This window comes from Plantactinospora sp. WMMC1484, from assembly GCF_049315195.1.
Classification (GTDB): Bacteria; Actinomycetota; Actinomycetes; order Mycobacteriales; family Micromonosporaceae; genus Plantactinospora.
The window spans coordinates 3,321,833-3,339,516 of sequence record NZ_CP186055.1 but is presented as its reverse complement, the minus strand read 5'-3'; the positions used below and the strand labels follow the sequence as shown (position 1 = coordinate 3,339,516).

Here is a 17,684-nt window from a genome sequence, read left to right as displayed (position 1 = left end):
CGGCGATGAAACGCAGGTCGCCCAATTCGCTGCTGATCGGGCTGCTGGCCGCCCTCGCCATGGTCGGCGGTGCCGCTGCCGGCTGTGCCGCCCCATCGGCCGACCCGGCCGGAGACCCGGGGACACCGACGGCGTCGGCCGGTGGCGAATCAGGCGTACCGACCGACGGATCGGGCACGCCGACCGCGCCCGCCGGCCCGGGTAGCGGTGGAGGTGGTGACCGGAGTTCGACCGTGCCCGGGTTCGTCATCGAAATCTCCACGGTCACCGCCGAGGACCTCGGCGCGAGCTGGCGCCCCGGCTGTCCCGTCGGCCCGGACCAGCTCCGGCGGATCCGCCTCGGATACTGGGACTTCGACGGCCGCCCCCAGGTCGGCACGATCATCGTGCACCGGTCGGTCACCCCGGAGGTGGTCGAGGTCTTCGCCACGCTCTACCGGGAACGGTTTCCGATCCGGCGGCTACGGCCGGTCGACGCGTACGGCGGCAGCGACGACAGGTCGATGGCCGACGACAACACCTCCGGCTTCAACTGCCGGAAGGCGGTCTCCACCGGCCCGGCGACGTGGTCCGCGCACGCGTACGGGAAGGCGATCGACGTCAACCCGGTGGAGAACCCGTACCTGCTCGACGGGCGGGTGCTGCCGCCGGCCGGGGCGGCGTACCGGGACCGCTCCGGTTACCGCCCGGGGATGGCTGTCCGGGGCGGCACCCTGGTCAAGGCGTTCGCGGCAGCGGGTTGGCAGTGGGGTGGCGGATGGGACTCCCCCGACTACCAGCACTTCACCAGGACCGGCGGCTGAGCCCGCCACCCGCCGGGTCGGCGCCACACGATCCGGGTCGGCGCCGGGAGATCGGGGTCAGCGCCGGGAGATCGGGGTCAGCGCCGGGAGATCGGGGTCAGCGCCGGAAGAGCTCGGTGAGCACCGCGATTGCCCGGTCCACGCCCGTGTCGTCCAGGTCGTGGTGGGTCACCAGCCGGGCGATGCGCGGGCCGAGCACCGAGACGAGGACGCCCCGCTCCCGGGCCGCCGCACCCAGCGCGGGAGCGTCGAACCCGCACTTGGTGAGGTCCAGCGGGACGATGTTGGTGCGCACCGGACCGGCCAGTACGCCGAACGGGGCGAGCGCGTCGGCGAGCCGGGCCGCCCGGGCGTGGTCATCGGCGAGCCGCTCGACGTGGTGGCGCAACGCGTACCGGCCGGCGGCGGCGAGCACCCCGGCCTGGCGCATCCCGCCACCCATCCGCTTACGGATCGTCCTGCCCCAGGCAATCCGCTCGGCGCTGCCGACCACCAGCGAGCCGACCGGCGCGCCGAGCCCCTTGGAGAGGCAGACGGAGAGGGTGTCGAAGAGCGCGCCGTAGGTCGCCAACGGCACCCCGTCGGCGACGTGCGCGTGCCAGATCCGGGCGCCGTCGCAGTGCAGTCCGACACCGGCCTCGTCGGCGATCCGGCGCAGCTGCCCGAGGGTGGCCAGCGGGATGACTCCGCCACCGCCCCGGTTGTGGGTCTGCTCGACGGCGATCGCCCGGGTCGGCACCGCGTGGTAGCCGTCCGGGCGGACCATCGCGGCCACCACCTCCGGGTCGAGGTCGGCGCCGACCGGCGACCAGGTCCGGGTGGAGACGCCGCCGACCGCGGCGGCGGCGCCGATCTCGTACGTCACGACGTGCGCGTCGGCGTCGCAGAGCAGTTCCTCGCCGGGCGGGACCAGGAGCTGGATGGCGATCTGGTTGGCCATCGAACCGGTCGGGGCGAAGAGTGCCGCCTCGTGCCCGAAGAGCGCGGCGACCTCGGCTTCGAGGGCGTTGACGGTCGGGTCCTCGGCGTAGACGTCGTCGCCGACCTCGGCCGCCGCCATCGCGGCGCGCATCCCCGGGGTGGGCCGGGTGACCGTGTCCGACCGAAGATCGACGGGAGCCGGGGCAGCCGGAACAGCAGCCGCCGCCGCCGGGCCGGGGGCAGCCGGGGAGAACTGGTCGCCGTCAGCCTCAGCCACGGAGCATCTCCGCCACCAGGAAGGCGAGTTCGAGCGACTGCTGGGTGTTGAGCCGGGGATCGCAGGCGGTCTCGTAACGGTCCGGCAGGTGGATGTCCTCGATCGCCTGGGCGCCGCCGAGGCACTCGGTGACGTCCTCGCCGGTCAGCTCGACGTGCAGGCCGCCCGGGTGGGTCTCCAGGGACCGGTGCACCTCGAAGTAGCCGAGCACCTCGTCGACGATCCGGTCGAAGTGCCGGGTCTTGTAGCCGTTGGAGGACTCGTGGGTGTTGCCGTGCATCGGGTCGCACTGCCAGACGACCTTGGCGCCGGCGGCGGTGACCTTGGCCACGATCGGCGGAAGCACCTCCCGGACCCGGCCGTTGCCCATCCGGCTGATCAGGGTGAGCCGGCCCGGGATGTTCTCCGGGTTCAGCTTCTCGCAGAGCTCGATCGCCTCGTCCGGCGTGGTGGTGGGGCCGAGCTTGACGCCGATCGGGTTGGCGATCCGGGAGATGAAGTCGAGGTGCGCGCCGTCGAGCTGCCGGGTCCGCTCGCCGACCCAGAGGAAGTGCCCGGAGAGCCCGTACGCCCGGCCGTCGGAGACCCGGGTCAGGGCGCGGTCGTACTCCAGAGCGAGCGCCTCGTGCGAGCAGTAGAGGGTGACGGTGCGCAGCGCCTCGTCCTCGGTGAGCCCGCAGGCCCGGATGAAGGCGAGCGCCCGGTCGATCTCCCGGGCGATGGCCTCGTAGCGCTCGCCCGCCGGGGAGTTCTTGACGAAGCCCTTGTTCCAGTCGTGCACGGCGTGCAGGTCGGCCAACCCACCGGCGAGGTACGCCCGGAGCATGTTCATCGCGGCGGCCGAGTTCGCGTACGCCCGGATCATGCGCTGCGGGTCGGCGACCCGGGCCTCCGGCACCGCCTCCAGCGAGTTGATCATGTCGCCCCGGTATGCCGGCAGCCCTCGCGCGTCGGTCGGCAGGGAGCGCGGCTTGGTGTACTGCCCGGCGACCCGGGCCACCTTCACCACCGGCAGCGACGCCCCGTAGGTCAGCACCACCGCCATCTGGAGCAGGGTCCGGGCGTTGGCCAGCAGGTGGCTCTCGGTGTTGTCGGTGAAGGTCTCGGCGCAGTCGCCGCCCTGGAGCAGGAACGCCCGACCCTCGCAGACCTGCGCGAGCCGCTGCCGGAGCTGGTCGACCTCGTAGGGCGCGACGATCGACGGCACGTTCTGGAGGATCTTGCAGACCCCGTCGACCACCGCCTGGTCCGGCCACGGCGGCGTCTGGGCCCGGGGCAGTTCCCGCCAGCGGTCCAGGCCGAGCGCCTCGTCCTCGGCGGAGTCCTCCGTGGGGCGGCTCGTCTGCAACGTCGGGTTGCTCACGGCGGGGTAGCTCAACTGGTGCCACTCATGGCGCATGCCAGAAAGCGTACGGCGACGGTCGGACCGGCACGGGGGCGAGGTGTCCCGGTCCGCTTCGTGGGAGCCCTCCGCCGGCCCGCACCTCGTGACCGGCCGCCGGCAGGTCAGCCCTCCGGGGTGGGTGTGCCGGACGGCGGGGCCGGGGTGTGGCCGCCGACCTCCTCCTTGGCGATGCACCACTGTCCGTCGGCCCTGGCGACGGTGAAGAGAATCCTGGTCGAGGCGGCCTTGCCGCCGACCTTCACCGTGATCGACGTGCTGACGTCCTGGTCGGCGCCGTTGGCCCGGACGTCGACGATCTTGGCGGCAGAGACCGTGAAATGCTTCGCGAAGTCGCCGGTCGGGCCGGTGGCGGCCTGGTCGAAGGACTCCCGCAGCGGCTCGCAGAGCTGTTCGCGGCCGTCGGCGACGCTCTTCGCCCTCATCGCGTCGAGGTACGCCTGCACCCGCTCCCGGGCCCGCTCCGGCCCCTCGTCCGGGGTGGGGGTGGGCTCGGCGCCCTGCCCGACGAGCCCGTCGAGCGGACCGCAACCGGTCAGCCCCAGCGGCACCATCGCCAGCACCGCGACCACGCCGACCACCCGCCGCCGTACGCCGACCATCCCGCTCCTTCCGCCGGAGAGCTTCCCACCCTAGTCCCACCGGAGGGATCCTCAGGTGGTGGGCCCGTCGGCGGCGCCGCCCAGCGATGCCGGTCATGCCTGAGGACCGAGCAGGGAGGATCGTACGGCGTCGGATACCGGCAGCCGAGATCAGGCGGCGGCTGGTTCCGGCGTGCGGGCGGCGGCCGAGGTGCGCAGCCCGGGGCGGAGCAGCAGCACCACCGTCACGGAGAGCAGCGCCATCGTGGCCATGGTGGCACCGACCGGCAGGTACTGGGCGACGGCACCGGCCAGGGTCGCCGCCACCGCCTGCATGGTCAGCATCCCCGAGGAGTGCAGCCCGAGCGCCTGGCCGCGCATGTCGGCCGGGGTGAGGTCGACGAGGCGCTGCTGGAGCAGCACTCCCGCGCCGAAGCCGGCCGAGGCCACCGCCGCGGCGAGCGCCGCCACCGGCAGCGGGATCGGCAGGGCGAAGAGCAGGTACGGCACCCCGAGCAGCAGTTGCAGCGGGGTGACGAGCCGGCGGCGCCAGCCGGCCGGGACGAACCGGCCGACGGTCGTGTCCCCGGCGAGCATCCCGAGGGCCCCGGCGACGAAGAGCGCTCCGGCGGCTTCCGGGGCGTACGGGATGAACAGCGCCTCGCAGCCGACGACGAGGCCGTTCGGCAGCCAGAGCGAGAGGTAGACGTACCGCCGGGCGGGTGCCGCCCAGAGCCGGACGTTCACCTGCCAGGTGCGGCGGACCGAGGGCCGGCCCACCGCCCTCGGCGGGCGGCGGCCGAGCCCGAAGCGCGCGACGAGCGCGGCGGTGAGATACAGGGTGGCGCCGATCAGCAGCACCTGGCGGGGTGTGGCGACGGTGAGCAGGGCACCGCCGAGCGCGAAGCCACTGATCTGCATCGCCCCGACCGACATGTTGATCACCGACCGGCCGAGCAGGTAACCGCCCTCCGGCAGGATCTCGCCGAGCAGCCCCCAGCGGACGCCACCGCCCATCGAGCCGGCCAGCCCCATGAAGAAGATCACCACGAAGAGCGCCCAGATCGGCATTCCGGGCAGCGCGAGCACGAGAGCACCCGCGCCGAGGACGAGCGCGACGCCGGCCAGGGCGGCGCGCGGCGGCACCCGGTCGGCGACCGAGAGCAACGTGGTGGCGCCGACGACCTGGGCGAAGGAGGGGCCGAAGATGCTGATCGCGGCGAGCAGCGGCGATCCGGTGGCGGAGTAGACCAGCGTGCCGAGGGCCAGCCCGTTGACGGTGGTCCCGGCGATCTGGGTGGCGATCAGCAGGAAGAGGGGACGGAACTCCGGGACCCGGAACAACTCCCGATAGGTACGCACGGCCAGCAGTCTGCGGTGCGCCGCCCGCGACCGGATACCTTTTCACCTGCACACGAAACCAGGGGTCGTGGGCGTGCAGGCGAGACAGGAGGTGGCCATGGGGCTCTGGCTGCTCGACGCGGACGTGCTGGCCCGGAGCAGGTTCGCCGTCTCCCCGCTGGTCGAGACCGTCGCGGCACTCAAGGCGCTGGACGGCCATCCGACGCTGCCGGGCCAGCGGTCCTGGATCGAGGCGTACTCCCCCGCGTACCGGTCCCGGCTGGCTGCCGACCCGTTCGCCGCCGCCTTCGTCCGGGCCGCCTTCCCACCGCGTTGGCTGCCCGACTTCCTCGCCACGCCCGGCGGCTCCGGCACGCCCCGCGGCTCCGGCACGCCGGCCGCCGACGCCGACGCGGCGCTCGCCGCCGAGCTGCATCGGATCCGCGGCACCGCCGCCGAGGTCGTCCGGGCCGACCTGGCGGCCGGGCTGACCGGGCCGCTCCCCGCCGAGCTGACCGGCGCCGACCTGCCGGAACGCGCCGCCGACCTGCTGGAGTGGGTCTGGCGGCACACGCTGCGCCCGGACTGGGCGCGCCGGCAACGGCTCTTCGAGGCCGACATCGTCTCCCGGATCCACCTGCTCGGCTCGGGAGGCTGGGCGGCGACGCTCGACAGGATGCGGCCGGGAATGCGCTGGCTCGGGCACGGCCGACTCCAGATCAACACGTACGACCTGCCGCCGCAGGACCTCGCCGACACCGGCCTGCTCTTCGTGCCGAGTACGTCCAGCCGGGGGTGGGTCGGCTCCGACCAGCCGGACGTACACACGGTGGTCTACCCGTGCCGCGGGATCCTGGCCGACCCGGCGCGGGGCGCCCCGCCGGCCGCGCTCCGCCGGCTGCTCGGCCCGGTCCGGGCGGAGATCCTGATCCGGCTGGAGTCGCCGACCAGCACCACCGGGCTGGTAGCCGCCACCGGATTCGGGCTCGGCTCGGTCGGCGGGCACCTGCGGGTACTGCTCGACGCCCAACTCGTGCACCGGCGCCGCTCGGGGCGGTACGTGCTCTACTACCGCACCCCGGACGGCGACCGGCTGGTCCGGCTCACCCGGCGGCCCGACGAGCGGGCCGCCGGGTGATTCTCCGGTCGACCAGGGCTGGCGGAGGCCCTAGTCGAGCAGTGCCGTCACCGTGCCGGCGGCGACCGTCCGGCCGCCCTCCCGGACCGCGAAACCGAGCCCGACGTCCATCGCGATCGGCTTGCCGAGCTCGACGGTGATCGACACCGTGTCACCGGGCGCGACCTGGGGTAGGTCGCCCAGGTCGACCGCGCCGACCACGTCGGTGGTCCGGAAGTAGAACTGCGGCCGGTAGTTGGCGTGGAACGGCGTACGCCGGCCACCCTCGGCGGTGCTCAGCGCGTAGAGCTGTGCGCTGAACCGGCGGTGCGGCGTGACGCTGCCCGGCAGGGCCACCACCTGACCCCGCTGCACCTGGTCACGCTTGACCCCCCGCAGCAGGACCGCCGCGTTGTCCCCGGCCTGCGCCGACTCCAGCGACCGGCCGAAGGTCTCCAGCCCGATCGCCACCGTCGCCAGCGTCGGCGCCAGCCCGACCACCTCGACCGGGTCACCGGCGCGCAGCGAGCCGCGTTCCACGGCTCCGGTCACCACCGTCCCCCGACCGGAGATGGTCAGCACGTTCTCGATCGGCATCAGGAACGGCCGGTCGAGTTCGCGCGGCGGCACCGGCACGTACCGGTCGACGGCGTCGAGCAGGTCGGCGATGGAGCCGACCCAGGCCGGGTCGCCCTCCAGGGCCCGCAGCGCGGAAACCCGCACCACCGGCACCTCGTCGCCGGGGAAGCCGTACTCGCTGACCAGCTCCCGGACCTCCAGCTCGACCAGGTCGAGCAGCTCGGGGTCGTCGACCGCGTCGGCCTTGTTCAGCGCCACCACCAGGTACGGCACCCCGACCCGCTGGGCGAGCAGCACGTGCTCCCGGGTCTGCGGCATCGCACCGTCGAGCGCGGAGACGACCAGGATCGCCCCGTCCACCTGCGCCGCCCCGGTGATCATATTCTTCACGTAGTCGGCGTGCCCCGGCATGTCGACGTGCGCGTAGTGCCGGGTGGCGGTCTCGTACTCGACGTGCGCGATGGTGATGGTGATACCCCGGGCGACCTCCTCCGGCGCCCGGTCGATGCCGTCGAAGGCGACGAACCGGTTGACGGACGGGTCCCGCTCGGCGAGCACCTTGGTGATCGCGGCGGTCAGCGTCGTCTTGCCGTGGTCGACGTGCCCCATCGTGCCGATGTTGAGGTGCGGTTTGGTGCGTACGAACTGGCTCTTGGCCATGACTGTGTCCTCGACAGAGAGACGGGTTGGCGGACGACGAGCGCGGGCGGCTGCCACACCGCGAGTAGGAGACCGCGCCAGAACCGCGCATCCGGTGCGCCGACAAGACAGGGCGACACCGGGAAACCGGGCCACCCTCCTCCGTGGGTTCTGCTGGTGCGGGAGGAGGGTCAGCCTCGCGCGCCGCTATCCAGCCGGTGGGGCTGGACGCTCGGCGAGCTGGATGCCACGCACACGGCGGCGGGGCCCGGCAGGAGGAACCCTGCGGGCCACGCGAAACCGGCCGTGCCGTACATGGCGATCACGTTAGGTCGGAACGCTCACGACCGCGACCGATATTCCGCGCCCGCGCAGGCCCGGAACGCTGCCCCGGAACCCTGCCCCGGAACCCTGACCGCGCAGGCCCGGTCCTCGGGAGCGCCGGTGTCGGCGCTCGCTCCCCCTCGTCTGGCGGCGGCGTCAACTCCAGGTGACGACGGCCCGCGCCCGCCAGAGATCCAGCACGGCGCTGTCGCCGCGTAGGTCGAGACGTTCCGTCCCGGTCCGATTCCAGAGCAGCAGATACAGCTCGGATGCCGGCCCGGCGACGGTCAACTGGGCAGGCTGCTCGCCAGCGACCAGCCGTCGACCCGACGGCTCGACATAGAGAGTCCAGGCGGCATCGACATCCGTCGGCACCAGGGCCAGGCTGGCGGGTGGATCGGCCACCAGGCGCCCACCGGGCCGGCCGAAGAAGCCGCCGAGCAGCTCGTCGATGCCGTCGGCGGCGAAGGACGGGGCCCAGTGCGGAACCGTGCCGGTGGCCGACTCGGCGTCGGCCCGGTGCACCGCCGTCTCGTGCGCCTGCCGCCGCGCCCAGAACGCCAACGGTGAGGGCGCGGGCAGAAATGCCCAGCACTCGATGCCCGCGTCGGCCGAGCCCAGCGTCTTCACCAGGGCGCGGTGCCCCTCCCGAAACCAGTCCAGCAGCTCGTCGTCGTCGACGATGGTGAAGAACATCGCCTCTTCGCCCGCGGAGAACGGCCGGCGACGCCCGGTGGCCACATGCGCCGCCGCCCACCGGTGCACGCCGCCGACGTGGTGCAGCAGATCCCGGATCCGCCAGCCGGGGCAGGTGGGCACCGGCGCGTCCAGGCCGGCCCGGCCCGCCGCCTCCCCCAGCCGGACTCCATCCTCGTCCAGCATGGCGACGTGATCGACGATGCGCATGCCGACGAGCGTGCCATGCACCACGTATCCGCCGACAGCGGGCTGCGGTAGGCGGGCTGCGGTGGGCAGGGAACCCTCGCCCTCGATGCTGGCCGGGACGTCCTGCCGAGACGGCGCGCGCCCGCCCCGGCTCGCCGAGGGGAGGCGGCGAACCGGGGCGGGCCGGCCGGCCGACGAGGCGGTCAGCGGCGGCGGGGCACCCAGCAGAGGATCTGGCCGACGATCAGCGCGGGGTGCCGGTCCGGCAGTGCTTCCAGGGCGCGAGCGAGGTGGGCGGCGAGGTACATCATCAGGGCGAGCCGGTCGCCGTCGAAACCGATAAGCAGTGCCCGCCGGGCCGGCCGGCACGGCCAGGCGTGGTCACACTCGCCGCAGTCGTACGTCCGTGCCGGCAGATGCCCGCCGATGAGATCGGGTACGCGACGGCGCCTCCGTTTCCGGGCGACGTGCCGGTACCAGCGTTCCTGCGGGCCGATCACCGCTCACGTCCGTGCACTACGGTGCCGGGCACGATGCGCCGGTGCCGGGAGCAGTCCCTCGGCGCGGGCGTTGATCGGGTGTGCGCGGTCGGTCTCGGCTCGGACCACACGACGGTTGCCCGCTCGGACATGTGCCCAGGCGCGGGCCGGTGGTGCAGGCGTGTTCGAAACATCGGCGGGCGGCGGCATGGTCGCGAGGGCCCGGATCTCGGCCCGCTCGGCCTCGGTGAGCTCTGCCTCGGTCAGCGGGGGCGGTGGCTGGTAGGGCACCGGCACCAGGTCGAGCGAGTCCGGGCAGCGCCAGCGCCAACCGCATCGGCAGTAGCGCCACAGCCGGCGCCAGTCTCGGCGGTGGTAGGGGCGCAGCCCGGTCAGCTGCCGCAGGAGCCAACTCATCACGTCCTCCTCGGGGTAGTGCTCGTCGGGGTGTTGGAGGGGAGCCGGTCTCAGCAGGAGGTTGACACCGGCTCCCGAGGCAGGTTCCACCCGGGCGCTTGACGGTCACCGAGCAGTTCCGCTGGGTGACACTCTGGTGTGGACGGCACTAGGCTCGGAAGGCAATCGAGCAGGTGACGGCACAGGTCTGGCCAGCCACCAACGGCGGCTGGCAACGCCCTGGCGATCTAGACACACTCTCTGGAGGTCCGATGGGACACGAAGACGCGTTCGCCTTCATCAGGGATCAGGTCCGGCGGCAACGAGCCCTGCGCGGCATGTCACAGGAGGAGTTCGGCAAGCGGGCCAACTACTCGGCCTCCACCGTCTCCGCAGCCGAGACGGGTACCCGGCCGATCGACATGCCGTACGCGACGCGAGCCGACGAGATCCTGGATACGGGTGGACTGTTGGTGTCCCTGGTGAAGGCGGCGCAGCGGGACGACCGGCCTAGCTGGTTCAAGCGCTGGCTGGACGCGGAGCGTGCCGCCACGCAACTCCGCTACTACCACCCCACCCTGGTCCCGGGCCTGCTGCAGACCGAAAACTATGCCCGAGCGGTGCTCCGCCTCGACCCCACTCGCACCGATCAGCAGGTGGAAAAGCTGGTCGCCGACCGGCTTGAACGACAGGAAATTCTGACCCGGGAGCAGCCACCGCTGGTGATCGCCGTTCTCGACGAGTCGGCGCTGCGTCGCCGTGACGCCATCATGGCCGAGCAGCTCCGGCACCTGCAGCGGATGGCCGAACGGCCCTACATCCAACTGCATCTGATCCCCGACGACGCCGGTCTGCACGTCGGCCTCTCCGGACAGCTCGCCCTGGCCAGGTCCGCCGACGGCAACTGGACAGGAAACCTGACGAATCAGCTTGCCGATTTTGTCGTCACCGACGAGGAAAGCGTTGCCCTGCTCCTCGCGCGATGGGAGGGCGTGCGCGGGGTAGCCTTGCCGCAGAACCAGTCGCTCGCCCTGCTGAAGGAAGTAGAGAGCCAGCATGCACCTCAGTAACGCCAAGTGGCGGAAGTCGACCCGCAGCGGCACCAACGGCGGCGAGTGCGTAGAGGTGGCCGAGAACCTGCCCGCTGTCGTCGCCGTCCGGGACAGCAAGGACCCGGCCGGGCCCGTGCTGACCTTCGAGCTGGCGGCCTGGCGCGCCTTCGTCAACCTCGCCAGGCAGGGCTGACCAGGACAACAGTCCCCCCAATTCGCCGGACGAGCCTGGCGGCACGGCCAGACCCTGACCGTCCCGGTTCTCCGTGTGGTCATCGGCGCCGGCTGTGTTCTTACCTGCCTCAGTCCCGGGTGTCAGATCATGGTCGGTCTCGTCCGCCCGACCGGTGTCAGCCGTATCGTGCTGGCCATTGTGGACGCGGTATAGCCATCACTTGAGGACCATGATCGGTCGCGACTCAGATGCGTCAAGCCGTGGACGGCCGAGTGGTCATAGACCGTGCGGGTCGGAGGGTCGCGGAGCCGGAAACAGGAAAGGTGCCGAGTTGACGGATGGTCCGGCGTCGGCGGCCGACAGCGGGCGGGTGGAGGAGCCGGAGTTTCTGAGGCGCGGTAGGTCGGCTGCCACGGTCGTCCAGTTGGTGGAGGTGCACCGGCTGGCGGTGGCCGGTCGGGAGCCGGCGATCGCCCAGGACGTCGGGCACCGGGTCGGCAGGGTGTGGCTGGGCAGGTCCCGGTTCGCCGACGTCGCGGCCCTCGCGAACGCGACCCTGACCCTCGGCCCGGACGCTGACGCCTTCTACGACCTGGGCTGGGCCCAATCCTCGACAGGACAACCCCGGCAGGCCCTGAACAGCTACGAGCAGGCCCTACACCTCCACCGGGAGGCCGGCCACCGCGCCGGCGAAGCCGCCACCCTCAACAACATCGGCGCCGTGCACAACAGGCTCGGAGACCGGCAACAGGCCCTCACCTATCACCAACAAGCCCTCCCCATCCAACGCGAGGTCGGCGACCGCGCCGGCGAAGCCGCCACCCTCACCAGCATCGGCCTCGTGTACGACAGGCTCGGGGACCGGCAACAGGCCCTCACCTACTACCAACAAGCCCTCCCCATCCAACGCGAGGTCGGCGACCGCGCCGGCGAAGCCGCCACCCTCAACAACATCGGCGCCGTGTACGACAGGCTCGGGGACCGGCAACAGGCCCTCACCTACTACCAACAAGCCCTCCCCATCCAACGCGAGGTCGGCGACCGCGCCGGCGAAGCCGCCACCCTCAACAACATCGGCGCCGTGCACGACAGGCTCGGGGACCGGCAACAGGCCCTCACCCACTACCAACAAGCCCTCCCCATCCAACGCGACGTCGGCGACCGCACCGGCGAAGCCACCACCCTCAACAACATCGGCCACGTGCACAACAACCTCGGAGACCCGCAACAGGCCCTCACCCACTACCAACAAGCCCTCCCCATCCAACGCGACGTCGGCGACCGCACCGGCGAAGCCACCACTCTCAACAACATCGGCGCAATTCAGTTCCAGCAGGGCGATTCCGCTGCGGTATTGGACACCCTTGGGGAAGCGCTTGAGATATTCCGCATCATCGGTGATCGTTGATCTGAGGCAATTGCGGCCTTCAATATGGCTTTTCTGCTCTCGCAGATGGCGCGAGTGGACGATGCAGTCGATTTTCAGCGCCAAGCCATCGCCTTGGCCGAACAGACGGGCCATCCGGCGCTGGACCAGATGCGGGCGTTCCTTAGCCAGCTCCAAGAAACGAGGAAAGGCTAGACGGGTGGGTACTGCCATACTTGAGGTCTCGGGACCGGACGCCGCGCATTGGGCAGCGGAACTGCACGCCACCCTTGTCGCGAAGGCCGCGCCCGGCGACAGCATCTCACCCGTAGAGCTACAGCGTTCCGCCGAAATGGTGATCGCTGTCATCGGGCTCGTATTCGCCGGTGTCGGCTCTGCCAAGACGATCTGGGATTGGTGGCATTCCCGCCGTCCCGAAGGCGCCACCGTCAAGATCCTGTTCAGCGACGGCACCCGGGTCGACGTTTCCCACATCACTCAGGGCCAGCTGGAGATTGTTTTCCGGCAGGACGAATCGCAGCAGGGCTGAGGCGGAGGACGACCAGGGGTGGGCGAAATGGACAGCTACGAGCTGGAGATCTTCGAGCAGACGTCAAGCTACTACGAACTGCGCCTGTCGGCCGGTGGCGGCCCACCGAAGACCCGTGGCCTGGACAAGGCGGCCGTCGATCACCTGATCGCGATGGTGGAACGCGATTACAGCCAGCATGCGGTCGCGCAGAAGGTGTTCGGCTCCCCGCAGCTGAGCGAGCTCGGCGCGAAACTGGCCGCCTTCCTCGACGGCGATGAACGGTGGCTGACCCCGGTCCTCGGCCAGCCGCCCGGCATAACGCTGCGGATCACCGCCGCGGAACGGCTACGGCACCTGCCGTGGGAACTGCTCACCGCAGACGGCTCATACCTGACCGTCTCCAGCCACGCACCGCTACTGCCGCTACGAGCCATCGGCACCAGTACGGCGCTCAAGACCCCAATCGCCCCCGGAAACCGGCCCCTGCGGGTGCTCTTCATGGCCACCTCTCCGGAGGGCGTCGAGCCCGTGCTCAACTACGAGGCGGAGGAGGCCGCCATCCTGTCGGCGACCTCGCGTACCGGCACCGACCTGGTCGTCGAGGAGAGCGGCACTTTGGAAGGGCTTCGCTTCCTCAGTCGCGACTACGGTGCGGGATATTTCGATGTCCTGCATCTGAGCGGCCACGCCGCCATCAGCGCGAGCGGCCAACCCACCTTCCTGATGGAGGACGAGTTCGGTCGGCTCGCCTACGCCACCGCTGACCAGATCGCCCAGGCCATGGTCGGGCACCGGCCCCGTCTTGTCTTCGTCTCCGGCTGCCTCACCGGCAACGCCCCCGACGCCGGCACCTTCCCCTCGATGAGCGAAAGCCTCGTCCGGGCCGGAGCCCCCACCGTGCTGGGGTGGGCGCTGCCGGTTGGCGACGTCTCCGCGACCGAGTTCGCCGCCCAGCTCTACCAGACACTCGCCGACGGCGGGCCCCTCGACCGGGCCGTCGTCGAGGCCCGCCAGCACCTGTACGCGCACAAGCGCGGCAACTGGCACCTATTGCGCGTCTACGCCGACAGGTCGCCGCTGGCGCCCATGGTCACGCCGCTGCACACCAATCGGCGGGCACGGATCGACATCCGCCCCGCCGACCAGGAATTCCTCGACCCGCAGACCCAGTTGTCCCGGGTCGCCTCCCGCGCCGCCTTCGTGGGACGACGCCGCGTCATCCAACGTTGCCTGCGTACCCTCAAGAAACCCCACGGCAGCGACGGCGCGGCGCAGGCCCTCGTCCTACACGGCATGGGCGGCCTCGGCAAGAGCAGTCTCGCCTCCCGGCTGTTGGAACGCATGCCCACCCACCAGCGTGTCGTCTGGTATGGCCGCGTCGACCTGACCAAGTTCCGAGAGCTCACCACCAAGGTCAAGCTTCCCACCCTCGCTCAGGAGATCGAGGCAGCCGAGTTGCTCGACAACAGTCAGGCCCCCCTCGCCGCCCGGCTGCGTCACCTGCTCCATGTCGACGGGCCCCTTGGGCAGACCCCCTGCCTGTTCGTGTTCGACGACTTCGAGGACGGCAACCTCGACGAACGCGACGGCGGCCACGTGCTCTCCGCCGAGATGGCCGAGATCCTGCCCGCGCTGCTCAAGGCCATTCGCGGAACCGGCAGTCCCAGCCGAGTCATCATCACCAGCCGCTACCGCTTCCCGGCACCCGCCGGAACCACCGTCGTCGTCGAGTCGCTCGAAACCCTCACGGGAATCGAACAGGCCAAGAAGATCGCAAACCTGCCGAACCTGCGGCCCGACTCCTCCATCAACCCCGACATCCGCAGGCGTGCCATCGAGGCTGCGGCCGGCAATCCCCGCCTGCTCGACTGGCTCGACCTCATCATCGCCGACACCAGCCTCGACATCGAGAGCCTCATCACCGCTATCGAGAGCGAAGCCGACCGATTCCGCAGGGAAACCATCCTCGCGAAGAACCTCCTCAGCTCCCAGGCCCCCGAGCTGCAGAAGATGCTTGCCAAGGTCAACGTCATCGAGCTACCCGTCCCCGCCGAGACCGTCAAGGCGGTGCACGACCACCCCGACGCCACCGGCCACATCGAACGCGCCGCCCAGCTCGGCCTGGTCGAAGAAGGCACCGACCCCGAAACCCGCGAACCCCGCTACTACGTCTCCAACGTCCTACGCCCCCTCATCCGTCCCCTGCTCACCGACGACGAATACACCGCAGCATGCGCCGCCGCCGCACGATCCCTCCACAAACTCTGGGTCACCGACCCTGCCACCCCCACGTCCGCGTCATGACCACCCTCGCGCAGTTGGTGGAGGTGCACCGGCTGGCGGTGGCCGGTCGGGAGCCGGCGATCGCCCAGGACATCGGGGAGCGGGTCGGCAGGGTGTGGCTGGGCAGGTCCCGGTTCGCCGACGTCGCGGCCCTCGCGAACGCGACCCTGACCCTCGGTCCGGACGCCGGCGCCTTCTACGACCTGGGCTGGGCCCAATCCTCCACAGGACAACCCCGGCAGGCCCTGAACAGCTACGAGCAGGCCCTACACCTCTACCGGGAGGCCGGTCATCGCGGCAACGAAGCCGCCACCCTCAACAACATCGGCCTCGTGCACGACAACCTCGGAGACCGGCAACAGGCCCTCACCCACTACCAACAAGCCCTCCCCATCCAACGCGAGGTCGGCGACCGCGCCGGCGAAGCCACCACCCTCAACAACATCGGCGCCGTGCACAACAGGCTCGGAGACCAGCAACAGGCCCTCACCCACTACCAACAAGCCCTCCCCATCCAACGCGAGGTCGGCGACCGCGCCGGCGAAGCCACCACCCTCAACAACATCGGCGCCGTGCACAACAGGCTCGGAGACCAGCAACAGGCCCTCACCCACTACCAACAAGCCCTCCCCATCCAACGCGAGGTCGGCGACCGCACCGGCGAAGCCACCACCCTCAACAACATCGGCGCCGTGCACAACAGGCTCGGAGACCAGCAACAGGCCCTCACCCACTACCAACAAGCCCTCCCCATCCAACGCGAGGTCGGCGACCGCACCGGCGAAGCCACCACCCTCAACAACATCGGCGCGGTGTACGACAACCTCGGAGACCAGCAACAGGCCCTCACCCACTACCAACAAGCCCTCCCCATCCGGCGCGAGGTCGGCGACCGCGCCGGCGAAGCCACCACCCTCAACAACATCGGCGCCGTGCACAACAGGCTCGGAGACCAGCAACAGGCCCTCACCCACTACCAACAAGCCCTCCCCATCCAACGCGAGGTCGGCAACCGCGCCGGCGAAGCCACCACCCTCAACAACATCGGCGCCGTGCACAACAGGCTCGGAGACCAGCAACAGGCCCTCACCCACTACCAACAAGCCCTCCCCATCCAACGCGAGGTCGGCGACCGCACCGGCGAAGCCACCACCCTCAACAACATCGGCCACGTGCACGACAACCTCGGAGACCAGCAACAGGCCCTCACCCACTACCAACAAGCCCTCCCCATCCAACGCGAGGTCGGCGACCGCGCCGGCGAAGCGGTCACGCGGTACAACATCGCTATGATCCACCGCGCGGAGGGGGACCTCGACCGGGCAATCGGTGAACTCGAACTTGTCGTCGACCTCGACCGCCAGGTCAGCCACCCGGACCTCGCATCCGACACCGCCATGCTCGAACAGGTACGCCAGGAGCGCGCAGAGTCCCAGAAAGCGACCTGATCGCCTCAATCTGCCCAGCTGGCGGAACACCCGGCCAGGTGCGCATGACCAGTCCCCGAGCGTCGACCTGTCCGGCCTCACATTCAGCGAAGTCCAGGAAAGTCTGTCGACGGAATCGGCTGCACTGCTCGCCCGCCCGCTTCAGACCCTGAAATGTCCGTGGTGGATCTTTCTCCCCATGCTGCACGACCGGGACTGTGACTGATCCATCGACCGGAGGACATACTTTGTGCACCACCCCGGTCCTGGAGGCGCTGTGAAGATGGTCGGCCCGATGTCGCGCTCCCTCCGGCGGATCAGCATCGTCACGGTTGTCGCGCTGTTGGCGGTCGCGGGGATCGCGGCCCCGGCCAGTGCCGCGCTCGTCTGGCCACCTCGCGGTTGGTGCAACGCGAGCACCGCGAACACCATCTGGTACGAGATCAACGCGGCCGAGGTCAACCCGACGCTCACGCATTTCATGAGCATCAACATCGCCCCCGGTACGACCGGCGAGCGCACCGAGACGCTGAGCAGGGTCAATTCGGTGAGTACGACCATCGGCGGCAGCGTCGAGATCAGTTCCAGTGCGGGGGCGATCTTCGCAAAGGTCTCGGTCAAGGTCGGATTCTCCGTGCAGAGCACCACCGCCAGCACCGACACCGAGACGACCAGCATGCGCTGGACCTTCAACGAACCGGGCTACTACGGCCTCTACAAGGGCACCCGGGCGGTCGCCGGCTCGTACACCAGTTTCCGATGCATTCGCCAGGACCTCCCACCCCCGTTGGGGACGGCCTACAACGTCTGGAACATGGGTGAAAGCCAGTACACCACCTTCGACAACATCGAAGTGGGCACCGTCCGCTGCGACGACCAGGTGCCGGCGGGAACCCTGCGCTTCAAGGCGCGCCTGCAACTCGGCTGCTGACCTCGCCCGGGTCCGCTGGTCCGGCTCGGCTCGCCACACTCCCGCTGCGGTCGGCCAATCGAAGTCAGCCCTCGGCTGGGGCACGCAGCTCGGCGCCGCTCGGTCGCCATCGGGCATCAGCACGGACCATCCGGCTGGGCGCACAAACGGGGCAGCTCGACAGTGTGCCTCCGG

General features: G+C 70.6%; 17 protein-coding genes. 9 read left to right on the top strand and 8 right to left on the bottom strand.

The window, feature by feature from the left end; genetic code table 11:
• Positions 1-5 precede the first annotated feature (5 nt).
• Positions 6-803 carry a M15 family metallopeptidase gene (locus tag ACN28C_RS14715; RefSeq protein WP_422774021.1) on the top strand — a complete coding sequence of 266 codons (798 nt, stop codon included), beginning with the start codon at positions 6-8 and terminating at the stop codon, positions 801-803.
• Between the two features lie 97 nt (positions 804-900).
• On the opposite strand, the gene ACN28C_RS14710 is transcribed toward ACN28C_RS14715, so the two are convergent.
• The 4 genes from ACN28C_RS14710 to ACN28C_RS14695 form a co-directional block, all read right to left on the bottom strand.
• Complete coding sequence (locus tag ACN28C_RS14710) at positions 901-2,001, bottom strand: threonine aldolase family protein (RefSeq protein WP_422774020.1); 1,101 nt, start codon at positions 1,999-2,001, stop codon at positions 901-903.
• Complete coding sequence (locus ACN28C_RS14705) at positions 1,994-3,400, bottom strand: class II 3-deoxy-7-phosphoheptulonate synthase (RefSeq protein ID WP_422774019.1); 1,407 nt, start codon at positions 3,398-3,400, stop codon at positions 1,994-1,996. The genes ACN28C_RS14710 and ACN28C_RS14705 overlap by 8 nt, the downstream gene beginning before the upstream one ends.
• A gap of 107 nt (positions 3,401-3,507) precedes the next feature.
• Complete coding sequence (locus ACN28C_RS14700; RefSeq protein WP_422774018.1) at positions 3,508-4,005, bottom strand: hypothetical protein; 498 nt, start codon at positions 4,003-4,005, stop codon at positions 3,508-3,510.
• A 150-nt stretch (positions 4,006-4,155) separates the two neighbouring features.
• Positions 4,156-5,346 carry an MFS transporter gene (locus tag ACN28C_RS14695; RefSeq protein WP_422774017.1) on the bottom strand — a complete coding sequence of 397 codons (1,191 nt, stop codon included), beginning with the start codon at positions 5,344-5,346 and terminating at the stop codon, positions 4,156-4,158.
• A gap of 73 nt (positions 5,347-5,419) precedes the next feature.
• Here ACN28C_RS14695 and ACN28C_RS14690 point away from each other — a divergent pair, with 73 nt between their 5' ends.
• Positions 5,420-6,463 carry an ArsR/SmtB family transcription factor gene (locus ACN28C_RS14690; protein WP_422774016.1) on the top strand — a complete coding sequence of 348 codons (1,044 nt, stop codon included), beginning with the start codon at positions 5,420-5,422 and terminating at the stop codon, positions 6,461-6,463.
• Between the two features lie 30 nt (positions 6,464-6,493).
• Here the strand turns inward: ACN28C_RS14690 and tuf are convergent, their stop codons facing one another.
• From tuf to ACN28C_RS14670, 4 genes are all read right to left on the bottom strand, one after another.
• A complete protein-coding gene (tuf, locus tag ACN28C_RS14685; protein ID WP_422774015.1) occupies positions 6,494-7,681 on the bottom strand; it encodes an elongation factor Tu in 1,188 nt (395 codons plus the stop codon).
• Between the two features lie 459 nt (positions 7,682-8,140).
• The gene (locus tag ACN28C_RS14680; protein WP_422774014.1) at positions 8,141-8,890 is read right to left on the bottom strand and encodes a maleylpyruvate isomerase family mycothiol-dependent enzyme; all 750 of its coding nucleotides are present in this window, start codon (positions 8,888-8,890) and stop codon (positions 8,141-8,143) included.
• Positions 8,891-9,072: 182 nt separating this feature from the next.
• A complete protein-coding gene (locus ACN28C_RS14675) occupies positions 9,073-9,369 on the bottom strand; it encodes a flavin reductase (RefSeq protein ID WP_422774013.1) in 297 nt (98 codons plus the stop codon).
• A gap of 3 nt (positions 9,370-9,372) precedes the next feature.
• A complete protein-coding gene (locus ACN28C_RS14670) occupies positions 9,373-9,765 on the bottom strand; it encodes a hypothetical protein (protein ID WP_422774012.1) in 393 nt (130 codons plus the stop codon).
• A 251-nt stretch (positions 9,766-10,016) separates the two neighbouring features.
• On the opposite strand from ACN28C_RS14670, the gene ACN28C_RS14665 reads away from it, so the two are divergent.
• The 7 genes from ACN28C_RS14665 (at position 10,017) to ACN28C_RS14635 (ending at position 17,510) form a co-directional block, all read left to right on the top strand.
• Complete coding sequence (locus ACN28C_RS14665; protein WP_422774667.1) at positions 10,017-10,814, top strand: helix-turn-helix domain-containing protein; 798 nt, start codon at positions 10,017-10,019, stop codon at positions 10,812-10,814.
• On the top strand, positions 10,801-10,989 hold the full coding sequence (locus ACN28C_RS14660) for a DUF397 domain-containing protein (protein WP_422774011.1): 189 nt from the start codon (positions 10,801-10,803) through the stop codon (positions 10,987-10,989). The genes ACN28C_RS14665 and ACN28C_RS14660 overlap by 14 nt, the downstream gene beginning before the upstream one ends.
• Before the next feature lie 409 nt (positions 10,990-11,398).
• A complete protein-coding gene (locus tag ACN28C_RS14655; protein WP_422774666.1) occupies positions 11,399-12,379 on the top strand; it encodes a tetratricopeptide repeat protein in 981 nt (326 codons plus the stop codon).
• 178 nt (positions 12,380-12,557) lie between these two features.
• On the top strand, positions 12,558-12,887 hold the full coding sequence (locus ACN28C_RS14650) for a hypothetical protein (RefSeq protein WP_422774010.1): 330 nt from the start codon (positions 12,558-12,560) through the stop codon (positions 12,885-12,887).
• Between the two features lie 27 nt (positions 12,888-12,914).
• Positions 12,915-15,173 (top strand): CHAT domain-containing protein, encoded by a 2,259-nt coding sequence (locus ACN28C_RS14645; RefSeq protein ID WP_422774009.1) that lies wholly within the window; start codon positions 12,915-12,917, stop codon positions 15,171-15,173.
• Entirely contained in the window at positions 15,170-16,600 is a 1,431-nt protein-coding gene (locus tag ACN28C_RS14640) for a tetratricopeptide repeat protein (protein ID WP_422774008.1), read from the top strand. The genes ACN28C_RS14645 and ACN28C_RS14640 overlap by 4 nt, the downstream gene beginning before the upstream one ends.
• Positions 16,601-16,874: 274 nt before the next feature.
• Positions 16,875-17,510: a hypothetical protein gene (locus tag ACN28C_RS14635; RefSeq protein WP_422774007.1), complete on the top strand. Its 636-nt coding sequence runs from the start codon at positions 16,875-16,877 to the stop codon at positions 17,508-17,510.
• Positions 17,511-17,684 lie beyond the last annotated feature (174 nt).

What these genes read in the sequence shown, in the direction of transcription:
- ACN28C_RS14665 (WP_422774667.1), top strand. Translation starts at nt 10,017, where the DNA reads ATGGGACACGAAGACGCGTTCGCCTTCATCAGGGATCAGGTCCGGCGG.
- ACN28C_RS14670 (WP_422774012.1), bottom strand. Translation starts at nt 9,765, where the DNA reads ATGAGTTGGCTCCTGCGGCAGCTGACCGGGCTGCGCCCCTACCACCGC.
- ACN28C_RS14680 (WP_422774014.1), bottom strand. Translation starts at nt 8,890, where the DNA reads ATGCGCATCGTCGATCACGTCGCCATGCTGGACGAGGATGGAGTCCGG.
- ACN28C_RS14700 (WP_422774018.1), bottom strand. Translation starts at nt 4,005, where the DNA reads ATGGTCGGCGTACGGCGGCGGGTGGTCGGCGTGGTCGCGGTGCTGGCG.
- ACN28C_RS14715 (WP_422774021.1), top strand. Translation starts at nt 6, where the DNA reads ATGAAACGCAGGTCGCCCAATTCGCTGCTGATCGGGCTGCTGGCCGCC.
- ACN28C_RS14635 (WP_422774007.1), top strand. Translation starts at nt 16,875, where the DNA reads ATGTCGCGCTCCCTCCGGCGGATCAGCATCGTCACGGTTGTCGCGCTG.
- tuf (WP_422774015.1), bottom strand. Translation starts at nt 7,681, where the DNA reads ATGGCCAAGAGCCAGTTCGTACGCACCAAACCGCACCTCAACATCGGC.
- ACN28C_RS14645 (WP_422774009.1), top strand. Translation starts at nt 12,915, where the DNA reads ATGGACAGCTACGAGCTGGAGATCTTCGAGCAGACGTCAAGCTACTAC.
- ACN28C_RS14660 (WP_422774011.1), top strand. Translation starts at nt 10,801, where the DNA reads ATGCACCTCAGTAACGCCAAGTGGCGGAAGTCGACCCGCAGCGGCACC.
- ACN28C_RS14705 (WP_422774019.1), bottom strand. Translation starts at nt 3,400, where the DNA reads ATGCGCCATGAGTGGCACCAGTTGAGCTACCCCGCCGTGAGCAACCCG.
- ACN28C_RS14640 (WP_422774008.1), top strand. Translation starts at nt 15,170, where the DNA reads ATGACCACCCTCGCGCAGTTGGTGGAGGTGCACCGGCTGGCGGTGGCC.